This is a genomic window from Virgibacillus natechei, from assembly GCF_026013645.1.
Classification (GTDB): Bacteria; Bacillota; Bacilli; order Bacillales; family Amphibacillaceae; genus Virgibacillus_L; species Virgibacillus_L natechei.
In genome coordinates, this window is sequence record NZ_CP110224.1 from 3,207,744 (window position 1) to 3,220,879 (window position 13,136).

Consider the following 13,136-nt stretch of genomic DNA (forward strand, 5'->3'; position numbering starts at 1 on the left):
AAATTTAGTTAGGATTCTATTGATATTAGTGTTACTGATTTCGAAGGCAATGAGATATCAAGGGTTTGGCCGTTCCATTTATAATCTTTAAAATCAACAGGCTCAACTGCCTCTGGACTTTCGAACGTATTTCGATCATTCATATTGTCAGAAGTTAAAACTCTTCCTGATATTTTACTTGGATCTGCAATTCCACGTAAGTCTAAGCTTATATCTGCACCTGAATCTTTATCCAAATTACACAAGCTTATATTTATTTTACCCTCTTCATCCTTAGAAGCTGATACGCTCAGTTGGGATATAGAACCATTATTAATGGTGCCTGTGTTAACATCTATAGCTAGTTTCTTAGCATCTTGGTGTACTTTATACATTTCAAACACATGATAGGTTGGGGTTAATATCATTTTAGATCCCTCAGTTAAAATCATTGCTTGCAATACATTTACCGTTTGAGCAATATTCGCCATTTGTACACGATCACTATGATCATTAAATATATTTAAAGATATTCCGGCTACCAGGGCATCACGAATGGTGTTCTGCTGATAAAGAAATCCTGGATTTGTTCCTGGCTCCACATCAAACCAAGTCCCCCACTCGTCAATAATCATTCCAATTCGTTTGTCTGGATCATATTTATCCATTAGAGTTCCATGTTTTCGAATTAGTTCATCTATATGGAGTGCTTTTTTCATGGTAATGTTCCATTCATCCTCCGAAAAGTTGGTTGCTGACCCCTTTCCTTCCCAAAAATCTCCAGGAATAGTGTAGTAATGTAAGCTTAGTCCATCCATAAAGTCAGATGCTTCTCGCATTAATGTTTCTGTCCAGTTGTAGTCATCTATATTAGCACCGCCTGCAATTTTATAAATCTTATTTTCCCCGTAATTACGTACATAAGTCTGGTAACGTCGATAAAGGTCTGCATAATATTGTGGACGCATGTTCCCACCACAGCCCCAATTTTCGTTACCTACCCCAAAATAGGTTAATTGCCATGGCTCTTCTTTTCCGTTTTCTTTGCGCCAATTGGCCATAGGTGACTCACCGTCAAATGTGATGTATTCCACCCATTCAGACATTTCCTGTACGGTGCCACTGCCTACATTTCCACCAATATATGGCTCTGCACCGAGCATCTCACAAAGCATCATAAATTCATGGGTTCCGAAGTGGTTGTTCTCCAACACACCGCCCCAATGCGTATTTACCATTTGCTTTCTATCTTCGCGCTTACCTACTCCATCCTTCCAATGATATTCATCAGCAAAACAACCTCCAGGCCATCTTAAAACCGGGATATCTAGTTTCTTTAATGCTTCTAATACATCATTACGTATCCCTCTGGTGTTAGGAATGGAAGACTCTTCACCAACCCAAATACCTTCATAAATAGACCTGCCAAGATGTTCAGCAAAATGTCCATAAATATTTTTGTTAATCGTCCCTTGTTCAATATCAGTATTTATTACTACATTGCTTTTTTTCATTATTACACCTCGTTATTCGTATATTTTTGAATTACAATGAAACAATTCCCATATAAACCTAGTAAAGACTCACAGATTTTTTTCACTTATAGATCTGTTATCTAACTTTGAAAATACATGCATCGATAGCCAAATCCATACCAATGAACAAATGCTAAAAGTATAAAAAGGGATCAAAACAGGGAGTTCAAGGGATAAATAAAGCACTGAAAATATAACGATCACTTTTGCAATAGAAATATGTATCTTTGTTAAACCTATAACCAGTGCATTTTTAAGATGCCGCATAATACTTGCTTGATAATAGGCCAACAACGGAAATGTCCAGATAACAGTTAAGATATACATAAAAATCACAATATAAAAAGCGAACGGAACAATAAATATTACTTCGCCTTGAGATGCCGCAAGGAGACGATAATTAAAATAAAGCACCAAACCGATCAATGCAAACAACCACCCTAGCAAATTTGCGGAAATAAATTCCTGACGATATATACTTTTAAAAGACTTCCATATTTTTATATCTTGCTGTCCACCTATCCATTTTCTAGATATATTTAAAGTGGCAACTGTTGCTGGAAATACGCCTGCAACAAACAAACCAAATATCGAAAAAACTATCCAAAGGAAATTTAAAAAGGCTAATTTTGTAACCCAGTGCATAATTTTATCTAGTGATGTCACTACTCCATTAGCATTCAACTTTCCACCTCTCCTTTATCATCCAGTTTCGTTTTTGGCATAAATAATAATTTAACAATAAGCCCCTAGTTTTCTCAGAATGTCATACGAAAAAGCTTGACGTAGTAATAAGATAATTATCCTTTGACCCCTCCGGTTGTAAGTCCTGCCACAAAATAACGTTGGAAGATGATAAACAATATCATAATAGGAATGATGGTCATTACTGATCCAGCAATCAATACATCATAATTATTTCCATAAGGTGTCAATAAGGTTGCCAGTCCGATAGGCAACGTAAACATGTCATTTGAACGTAATACAAGTAGAGGCCAGAGAAAATTGTTCCAGCTTGTAAGCCCTTGTAAGATCGCCATTGCTGCTAGCGATGGCCCCATTAATGGCAACATGATCTTAAAGAATATACCATATTCTGTACTACCATCAATTCTCGCTGCATCCATTAACTGTTTCGGCAGACCTAAAGCATATTGTCTAAAGAAAAACACTGCTACTGGAGCAACAATTAAAGGTAATACCACTGCCAGATAGGTATCAATAATTTGGGTACTAACCATTAATTGATAAAGTGGTAACATTAAGATTTCAAACGGTACCATAAGAATCAACAGAACGAGGATAAAAAAGAAATTTCTTCCTTTAAAATCATAAACTGCCAATGCATACCCAACCATTGATGAAAAAAACAAAGACGTAACAATTGTAACAGCTGAGATAATTAAACTATTTCCATACCAAGTCCAATATTCTGAGGCTTGAGTAAAGATATAAGTATAGTTATCTAGGGTTAACCGACTAAAATCAATACTAAAACTAATTCCATCCTGCATTAAATCGGCAGAAGGTCTGAATGATGAAATTAATAAGCTAATTATCGGAAATAAAGCAATCAGACAAATTATTACAAAGCCTATATTTGCTATCCATTTTAAGAGTTTAATTTTTCCTTTCTCATCCATCTATTCATCACCCCTTTTAAAGGTTCCAGTAAGCAGTAGATAAATGATACTGATTATAAATATGATTATCATTAATGCAACCCCGATTGCTGCACCAAATCCCATATCATTTTGTCCAATACCTTGTTGGTAAATATAACCTACTACAGTTAAACCTATATTCCCTGGAGAACTTGCTTCCCAAAATACAAAACTTTCTTCAAACATTCTGAAGCCATTAATGATGGTAATAGTACTAACAAATATAATAATTGGTTTCACACTTGGGATAGTAACAAATTTTAATTTCTGCCATGCGGATGCTCCATCAATTTCTGCCGCTTCATATAATTCTCCGGGTACATTTTGCAATGCTGCCAGAAAATACAACATATTAACTCCTATCCAACGCCATGAACCAAGGATAACCATTAAGAACATAGCGGACCAGGCATTATAGCGCCACTCAACAGAATCAATTCCAAACCAATTGATAATTTGGTTTGCAACAGCAGTATCTTGTTCCCCGAACATTAATCTAAAGATCATCCCCCCTACAATCGTGGAGGTTAAGGCAGGAATAAAAAGAGATGCACGAAATATAGTTTTGAATCTAACAAATTTAGAATTTAGAAATATTGCCAAAAACAAAGGAACTATAGTGAGAACTAATACCGTTAAAATTACATAGATTGTTGTATTCGAAAGTGCTGTGTAAAATGTAGAGTTAGTTAATCTTGAATAATTTTCTAACCCAATAAATTCAACTTGACCTGGTAATATACTTTGAAAACTCATGATAATACCTTGCACGGCTGGATATAAAGTAAGAACCAAAAATGAAAGTATGAAAGGTGAAACAAAAATATAAGGAACTATATTTTTAGAGTTTAATAATTTCATCAGTTTATTCGGTTGTTTACCTACAGGTTTAGTGCCATTAATTTCTGGCATCCAATTTCCTCCTCGCTATTATTTATTAAAATCAGCGGTATGAATCGTATCAGGAAGTTACTTATCAATTTACATTTTTTTCATACGAATTACATTCCACGATGATTTCAATAATTCAGCCTCTAAAACACCATTTTGCAAAGAGGACTTGCCATTATTATGCGGTACTACTGATTCTTTCACTGCAGTATTTACAGCTTTCAAATCATCATTTTCCATGACAATATGTTCTGCTACTTTGTATCCCGCAAAGCTTCTCACATCTGCCGTTAAAGTGATCGCATCCTCTAGATTTTTATTTACCATAAAAATAGTTACTTCTTCTTTTTCTTCATTATAAACAGCTGCACTATCAATATAAGGTACGTCTGTAAAATCTTTGCTATCATACTTTGGAGAAGAAAGAATTGGCTGTAAGGAAACCCCTCTGCCATATAAAGAAGCATGCATGTATGGATAAAAAATTGTTTGTTTCCAAGAACGTCCATTATTTTCTGTCATAATCGGAGCAATAACGTTAACGAGTTGAGCTAGACAAGCCATTTTTACACGATCAGCATGTTGTAAAAATGTAATAAGCATGCTTCCGACTAATAAGGCATCCTCAAAGTTATAAACATCTTCTAATTGTGGAGGAGCGATACTCCATGGTTCGATTTTCGTATCGGCATTGTTAGAATGGTACCAGACATTCCACTCATCGAAACTAAGATTAATTGTCTTATTACTGCGGTGTTTTGCTTTAATATAATCGCAAGTCGAAGTAACAGTTTTGATAAAATGGTCCATATCCATATTATTTGCAAGATAATTTGCAGAATCATTCGTCCTGTTACCATAATATTGATGAAGCGATATATAATCTATTTCCTCATATGCAATATCAAGCGTGGTTGCCTCGTATTCAGGAAAAGTTGGCATACCTGTATTTGAACTACCACATGCTACCAGTTCAATAGTTGGATCCACCAATTTCATTGCTTTACCAGTTTCCTTTGCTATTCTGCCATATTCATAAGCTGTTTTTTGACCTACTTGCCAAGGCCCATCCATTTCGTTTCCAAGACACCAAGTCTTAATATTATGAGGCTGTTCGTACCCATGCGACTTTCTTAGGTCGCTCCAATATGTACCACCTGGGTGATTTGTATATTCAACAAGGTTTCTCGCTGCATCTATTCCTCTAGTTCCAAGATTGACAGCCATCATGACGTCAGCATTTACCTTTTTTGCCCAATCAGCAAATTCATTTGTACCGACTTCATTTGTTTCAATCGTACGCCATGCAAGTTCAAGTCTACGTGGTCTGTCTATCTTCGGCCCTATGCCATCTTCCCAATTATAGGCAGACACCATATTTCCTCCTGGATAACGTACAATTGGAACATCCAGTTCTTTTACAAGTTCAATGACATCTTTACGAAATCCTTGTTCATCTGATAAAGGATGATTTGGCTCATAAATACCTCCGTAAACAGCTCTTCCTAGGTGTTCAATAAAGGAACCATAAATACGGTCATCTACTTTAGCGATTTCATTGTTTTTATCGAGAGTCAACTTTGCGTTTAATTTTTTTTCCATTTCACAGTACACTCCTTCACTCATTCTCTTTAACTAGTAAATCCTTTTGAAGCGTATCTATTTAAATTTCTAATTATAAATAAATTCTCTTCCTTAATCGACTTTGCTTGGATTATAAAAATAGAAAGCAAGCACGTTTATTTCCTTGCTTTCTATTTTTAATTATCTATTACTCTTGCATTTCTTTAATTTTATCAGCCGCTTGTTCTAAGGCTTCCTCAGGACTCTGCGAATCATTACGCAAAACATCATTCGTAGTATTCGTATGATACTCATCTATTACATCTGGAGTATTCTCTGTTATATTTAGCACATTAATTTCTTCCCTGACTTCAAGTAATATATCAAAAATATTATCACTGAAATAATCATAGTAAATATTATCTTCTCTTATTTCGTCACTTTCCCATGTATCCCAGCGAGGCGGGTCAAATCCAAGTACTTTCCATAAGTTTATATTTCCTTCTTCCGATATTTTTGCTTCAGCTAAAAATTCTTTAGCTAAATCTCCATTCTCAGATTCTTTCGTTACAACTGTGCCTGTACCACCCATACCCGCAGAGCGATTTCCTCCTTCTTCCCATGCTGGCATTGGGCGAATAGCCATTTTACCTTCAAGGTCAGGCATACTATCAATAAATCTTCCCATATACCAAATTGGCGCTAAAACACTTGCTGCACCTCCATCATTCATATACCCGTAAAATTCTTCTGATTGATTCATTCCACCTGGAGTTAGTTCAGCAATTTCGTGTTCATAGACTGCATCATGCAAGAATTGAAGTGTTTCGGCGTTTACTTCATTATCTAATATAACTTCTCCATTCTCATCAAAAGCATCAGATTCTTGTTGAGAAATCATTGGCCATAAATCCATCAACCAGTCTTCGGTACCTACATTCCACATCATCGAATCGGTATTTTCTGTTACCTTCATTCCAGCTTCTATATAATCATCCCAAGTTACTATAGAGTCAATATCCACACCTGCTTCATCCATTATTTCTGTATTATAATACATAACCGTCGCCCCTACATGAGTAGGTATACCATAATAATTCCCATCTTGTGCATAAAGGTCAAAACGCGTTTCTACGGATTGATCTAAAACTGGTTCAACATATTCATTCATTGGTTCTAATGCCACTTCTCCTTGTAAATAGTTTGCAAATTGACCAGCTTCTATATCTGCGATATCAGGTCCACCTTGCCCTGATTGAATTGCAAGTAGAAGATTATTGTGCATTTGCTCAAATGGATATGTTTCTGCTACCAACTGAATTGGTCTATCGGGATGTTCCTCATTCCATCGTTCAGCAGCATCGCTATAAAGGTCTATATGCTGACCAACAAATGTCCACAAAGTGATTTCAGTTGCATCTTCGATTTCTTCGCCGATAACTTCTACCTCTTCTGCTTCACCAGAGGCATCGTCATCACCTCCGCAAGCTGCAAGCACTAAGGCAATAATTCCAATAAACAACATTAATAAACTCTTATTTTTCATTTCACTACCCCCCATATGTTTTTAAGCGTTTTCAACAATAAATACTAAAAATACTAAAAATATTAAAAAAACAATATGTTCGCCTCACCCCCCAGGATCTTTAAAGGAATTACGTGTTAACTGTTAACGCATACATAAACTTTTATAAAATAATAAATAAACATATAATAAGGCATAGCATCTTATTGTTCCATATGTTTTTAGAAATATCTTTCTCATTTAAAATAGTACCATTCGCCTATTTAGTTGTCAATAAGTTTTTGTTAAATAACAAAAAAGTTATACGTACCAGATTTATTATCTATCAAACTTGTTAATTAAACTAGAAAAAATATGGCCAGCCATCTTCCCAATACATACTTCTTATCTGCATCCGAATCACACCATTGGCATCTCTGTCATAGTAGTGATGAACCATATAATACTTTCCACGATCTTTCAGAATATCCTGTCCACCAGGGCCAATTTGATTAGAGTGACTGGAAAGAACTACTTCGCCTCCCCCTTTAGTTAGAGGAACTCCATCTTTGTCTACATAAGGCCCTGTTACATTTTCTGAACGCCCAATAGCTACCTTATATGTGCTATCTAAACCCGCACAACATTGATCCCATGAAGTTACTAGATAGTAATATTTCCCCTTTTTAAAAATTGTTGGTGCTTCAATGGTATTATGCTCCGTTGTCTTTTCACGGCTCGCTATTGTATATACTGGACCTATTGGTTCTGTCATGTTTTCCAGTTCCTGTAATTGAATGCCGCTAAAGTGCGATCCAAATACCATCCACCATTTTCCCTTATCCTTAAATACCGTTGGATCTATTGCGTTGTAATCCGCTTCACCAGGCTTTGAAGTTAAAACAGGGCCTAAGTCTTCCCAGCTATCAATATCACCAGGCTTATTGGATTTCGCAACACCTATAGCAGAATTATTCGTTCCAAAAATGGATGCCGAATAATATAAGTAAAATGTATTACCTTTTTTCACCACATGAGGCGCCCACAAATGTTCAATATTATAGTCCTCGACCCATTCAGGAACAGGAATTTCTCCAATAGCTTCCCATGATCCTCCTATAGTTTCTGTTGATTTTCGAAGATAAATTCCTCCAGGGTTAGAAGTATCTCGTGCCATACCAGTTGACACAACATAGTAAGTGTTACCGTCCTTAAAGATCGATGGGTCATGCACTGGATCATCAATTTCTCCTTCTACATAGTCCCCAATTTCTCCAGTCATCGGTACTGTACCTTCGGGCGGGGCGTTATTCGATGGTTCTTTAACTTTTGCCTCTCCCCTTTCTTGATAATTTGAAAATAACAAAAACCCTACTATCATTACAGTTACAATCGACCATACGCCTCTTTTCATAAACTTTACCTTGGCAATCATTGTGCATTCCCCTTTCATATTGAGTAATACTTTCACTTCTATTAAGCGCTTTTATATTAAGAGTCAACCTAACATGTACTTACATATGTGTCAATGCCAATAAGGAAGTTATTTATTTTGAAGCTATTAATGTAATGGTCCTTTGGCATAATCTACGTTATATTATCAAAGCTATGTTCTAAACCCCTTTTATTATAGTTGGCTCTGATAAACCAGTCCCGTCTGCTATAATCACTTTTTTCATTTTCTATCGCTTAGACAACATTAAAAGACACCTCACTCGTTCATATAAGAACAAAAAAATTTTAACTCGTACTAATAAGATATTACGTTCATTATAAAATTAACATACTCATAGGAGCGATCTGAATGACTAAAAATGTAAAAACAATATCTTATCCTTCATGCTTTAGTTAATACCTCTTACCATATCCGTCACCATTAACACGCGTTGCATCAAAGTTACATACACATTGGTTAGATTTGATTGCTTACTTATTTATTTTTACTTAATACATCAAAAGCTACAGCACCTAATAATACAAGGCCTTTGATAGCTTGCTGCCAATCAATCCCTATACCCATGATGGACATTCCATTATTTAACACACCCATAACTAAGGCACCTATTACAGCTCCAATTACTGTTCCAACACCGCCAGCCATTGAAGCCCCTCCAATCACTGCTGCAGCAATTGCGTCAAGTTCGAACAGGTTACCAGCTTGTGGTGTTGCAGCATTTAATCTACCAGCAAAAACAATACCCGCTAGTGCAGATAAGGCTCCCATATTAACAAATACCCAGAACTTCATTTTTTTCGTTTTAACACCTGATAACTGTGCAGCATTCGTGTTACCACCAACAGCATAAATATGTCTACCAGTGACTGTTTTGTTCATAATAAATGTATATCCAACTATTAGTACCAATAAAATGATTAATACGTAAGGGATTCCTGCGTATTGCGCTAATACGTAAGTAAATAAGTTAATTAAACCAAGAAACAAAACAATCTTAACTATAAATATAGGAAAAGCCGTTGTGTTAAAGTTATATTTCTTATCTGTTCGTCGTAGATTCAACTCGTTAAGTATAAATAAAATTGATACTACTAAACCGATCAAAACAGTAAATACATCAATCTCTCCTCCACCAAATAAGTCAGGCAAGAAAGAAGAGCTCAAACTTCGGAAACTTTCAGGAAATGGAGCTAGCGTTTGTCCGCCTAACACTACCAATGTCAGACCTCGGAAAATTAACATTCCACCCAATGTAACAATAAATGCTGGAATATTTACATAGGCAACCCAAAAACCTTGCCATGCTCCTATAATAGCTCCTATAACTAAACATAGTAATATTGCCAGATATACTGGTAAATCATAGGTTACTAACAATACACCTGCTACCGCTCCTATAAACGCAGCTACAGAACCAACTGATAAATCAATTTCTCCTGTAATTATAACCAGCATCATACCAATTGCTAATATAATAATATAGCTGTTTTGCATAATTATATTCGTTATATTTAATGGTGTTAATAGAATTCCACCCGTTAAAATCTGAAATAAAATGGTAATACCAACTAACGCAATAATCATTCCGAATTTTCTCATGTTATTACTAACGAACTGTTTAATACCATCCATTGTTTACGACCTCCTGCTTTGCGTCATATATTTCATTAATGATTCTTGGTTTGCAACACTTATATCGTGATCTCCTGTAATTTCACCTTCACTAAGCGTATATATGCGATCACACATACCCAATAATTCAGGTAGTTCGGATGAAATCAAAATAATACTCTTCCCTTGCTCAGCAAGTTCGTTAATAACTTTATAGATTTCTAGTTTAGCTCCAACGTCTATTCCCCGGGTTGGCTCGTCTAATATTAAAATATCTGGATCAGTATATATCCACTTTCCTAACACTACCTTTTGTTGATTCCCCCCACTTAGGTTTACAGTTTTCTGTTGAATACTAGGAGTTTTAATATTAATTTTAGATTTAAGCATTTCTGCATCTATGGCTTCCTTATTTGAATCGACAATATTTTTTTTCGATAATTCATTTAAATTCGCTAGCGTTAAATTATCTTTAACACTATCAATTAGAATCAAACCATATTCTTTTCGATTCTCAGATACATAGGCGATGCCATGTTCAATTGCCTGACTTACATTATGAAAAGTAACTTCTTTACCCTCTTTAAAAAGTTGACCTGAAATTTTTCTGCCATAGGACTTCCCAAACACACTCATTGCCAATTCTGTTCTTCCTGCCCCCATTAAACCAGCTATACCAACAATCTCTCCTCGTTTAACATTTATATTAACATTGTTTAATACTTGCCTTTCAGCGTCTTGTGCATGATATACAGACCAGTCTTTTATTTCAAAAACAACTTCATCTTTACTATTGTTTTTACGTTCTGGGTATAAATTTGATAAGTCACGCCCAACCATATCTTTGATTATTTTATTCTCGGTAACTTTATCTTTCTTAATAGAATATGTATTAACTGTTTGCCCATCGCGAATTACCGTTATGCTATCTGCCACCTTAAAAAGTTCGTTTAATTTATGGGAAATCATAATAGACGTCATGCCTTGTTTCTTGAATTCTAGTAATAGCTGTAAAAGATTTTCACTATCTTCTTCATTTAAAGCAGCTGTTGGTTCATCCAAAATTAATAGTTTTACTTCTTTAGATAGCGCCTTAGCAATTTCCACTAATTGTTGTTGACCTACTCCGATGTTTTTGATTTTCTCTTGAGGATCTACCTTCAGACCAACTTTACCTAGCAACTCTCTTGTATCCATAATTGTTTTATTCCAATTAATAATACCTTTCTTCGCATTCTCATTTCCTAAAAATATATTTTCTGCAATCGATAAATCAGGGATCAAAGCAAGCTCTTGATGAATAATAACAATACCTAAATCCTCACTTCCATTAATACTTTTAAATTCACATCTATTTTCCTGAAAAACAATATCCCCAGCGTATGTCCCATATGGATGCACGCCACTTAACACTTTCATTAAAGTTGACTTTCCTGCACCATTTTCACCTATAAGTGCATGTATTTCACCTTCATCAACTTTAAAGTTTACATCTTCTAATGCTTTAACACCTGGAAATGTTTTTGTTATTCCTTTCATTTCCAAAATTGTCGCTGCCATTGTTATCACACCTTCTTTAATGAAAATAAGTGGGATGATTTAGCGCTTTCATTATGCTAAATCATCCATGTTAATGTTTAATATTACTGTAGTTGGTCTTCTGTATAATAACCTGAATCTATAAGCTCTTCTTCATAATTATCGATATCTACAGAAATTGGTTCTAATAAGTTAGATGGAACCACTTTCTCTCCATTTTCGTATGTTTCTGTATCATTTACTTCAGGTTCTTCGTCATTAAGTATTGAGTCTGTCATATCAACCGCACTTTCAGCTAACTTTCTTGTATCTTTAAATATTGTTTGTGTTTGTTCACCAGCAATAATAGATTTGATGGATGATAATTCTGCGTCTTGTCCAGTAACAATTGGCATTGAATTAGAATCTGAACCATAACCCACTGCTTTTAATGAGGAAATTACTCCTCTACTTATACCATCAAAGGGTGAGTAAACCACATCTATTTCTTCACTGGAATAATGGGCACTTAATAAGTTATCCATACGTTCTTGCGCCTCAGCTCCGTCCCATCTTAGTGTTGCACCTTGTTCGAAATCAGTCTGGTCACTTTGAACTACTAATTGACCTTCATCGATATACGACTGAAGTACTGACATTGCACCATCCCAGTAGAAATACGCATTGTTATCATCTGGTGATCCAGCAAAAAGTTCAATATTAAACGGACCTTCTCCATCTGCTAATTCTAATTCCTCTTCAATGTATTGACCCTGTAGCTCTCCAACTTTAAAGTTATCAAATGTTGCATAATAACTAACATGATCACTGTTCATAATTAAACGATCATATGCAATCACTGGGATTTCCTGGTTTTCTGCTTGTTCTAATACTTCTGTCAGTGCTTCTCCATCAATAGATGCAATAACAAGGGCATCTACACCCCTGGTTATCATGTTTTCGATTTGTGAAACTTGGTTTTCAACAACGTCTTCTGCGTATTGTAAATCAACTTCATAACCTAATTCTTCAAATTCGCTTTCCATGTTCTCTCCATCAAGCACCCATCTTTCAGAGGATTGTGTAGGCATAGCTATTCCCACTGTTTCGCTATCCCCTCCACCTTCACTACTAGCATCATCACTGCACCCTACTATTACAATAGCAAGTATTATAATAGAGACAATCCAACTAAATTTCTTCATTTCTTTTCCCCCTAAATTGTAATTATACAAAAAATAATAGATAACGCTTTCATGCAAACGTAAATTTTTTTATTTTGCATAATAACAAAAAATCATGCGTACAACATGCATACCATTTAATATCATCTTATACGTACAATTATTATAAAACAGTTCTACTCACTTTGCAATAATAGTTTAAAATTATTTGAAAATTCTATATAAAAAAAT

The 13,136-nt window shown here is 35.3% G+C and carries 10 protein-coding genes; all 10 read right to left on the reverse strand.

All coding sequences use genetic code 11. The features are described from left to right. Window positions 1-8: 8 nt before the first annotated feature. Complete coding sequence (locus OLD84_RS16240; protein WP_209462482.1) at window positions 9-1,493, reverse strand: alpha-N-arabinofuranosidase; 1,485 nt, start codon at window positions 1,491-1,493, stop codon at window positions 9-11. Window positions 1,494-1,562: 69 nt separating this feature from the next. Beyond that, window positions 1,563-2,198 carry a YesL family protein gene (locus OLD84_RS16245; protein WP_209462483.1) on the reverse strand — a complete coding sequence of 212 codons (636 nt, stop codon included), beginning with the start codon at window positions 2,196-2,198 and terminating at the stop codon, window positions 1,563-1,565. A gap of 116 nt (window positions 2,199-2,314) precedes the next feature. After that, on the reverse strand, window positions 2,315-3,157 hold the full coding sequence (locus OLD84_RS16250; protein ID WP_209462484.1) for a carbohydrate ABC transporter permease: 843 nt from the start codon (window positions 3,155-3,157) through the stop codon (window positions 2,315-2,317). Next, entirely contained in the window at window positions 3,158-4,090 is a 933-nt protein-coding gene (locus OLD84_RS16255; RefSeq protein ID WP_209462485.1) for a carbohydrate ABC transporter permease, read from the reverse strand. It abuts the gene before it with no gap. A 69-nt stretch (window positions 4,091-4,159) separates the two neighbouring features. Then, window positions 4,160-5,671: an arabinosylfuranosidase ArfA gene (gene arfA, locus OLD84_RS16260; protein WP_209462486.1), complete on the reverse strand. Its 1,512-nt coding sequence runs from the start codon at window positions 5,669-5,671 to the stop codon at window positions 4,160-4,162. A 169-nt stretch (window positions 5,672-5,840) separates the two neighbouring features. After that, entirely contained in the window at window positions 5,841-7,178 is a 1,338-nt protein-coding gene (locus OLD84_RS16265; protein WP_209462487.1) for an ABC transporter substrate-binding protein, read from the reverse strand. Between the two features lie 322 nt (window positions 7,179-7,500). Beyond that, entirely contained in the window at window positions 7,501-8,571 is a 1,071-nt protein-coding gene (locus OLD84_RS16270; protein WP_245301502.1) for an arabinan endo-1,5-alpha-L-arabinosidase, read from the reverse strand. Window positions 8,572-9,066: 495 nt separating this feature from the next. Continuing rightward, on the reverse strand, window positions 9,067-10,224 hold the full coding sequence (gene mmsB, locus OLD84_RS16275; protein ID WP_209462488.1) for a multiple monosaccharide ABC transporter permease: 1,158 nt from the start codon (window positions 10,222-10,224) through the stop codon (window positions 9,067-9,069). A gap of 3 nt (window positions 10,225-10,227) precedes the next feature. After that, a complete protein-coding gene (gene mmsA, locus OLD84_RS16280; RefSeq protein ID WP_209462489.1) occupies window positions 10,228-11,763 on the reverse strand; it encodes a multiple monosaccharide ABC transporter ATP-binding protein in 1,536 nt (511 codons plus the stop codon). An 83-nt stretch (window positions 11,764-11,846) separates the two neighbouring features. Continuing rightward, window positions 11,847-12,926 carry a multiple monosaccharide ABC transporter substrate-binding protein gene (gene chvE / locus OLD84_RS16285; RefSeq protein ID WP_209462490.1) on the reverse strand — a complete coding sequence of 360 codons (1,080 nt, stop codon included), beginning with the start codon at window positions 12,924-12,926 and terminating at the stop codon, window positions 11,847-11,849. Window positions 12,927-13,136 lie beyond the last annotated feature (210 nt).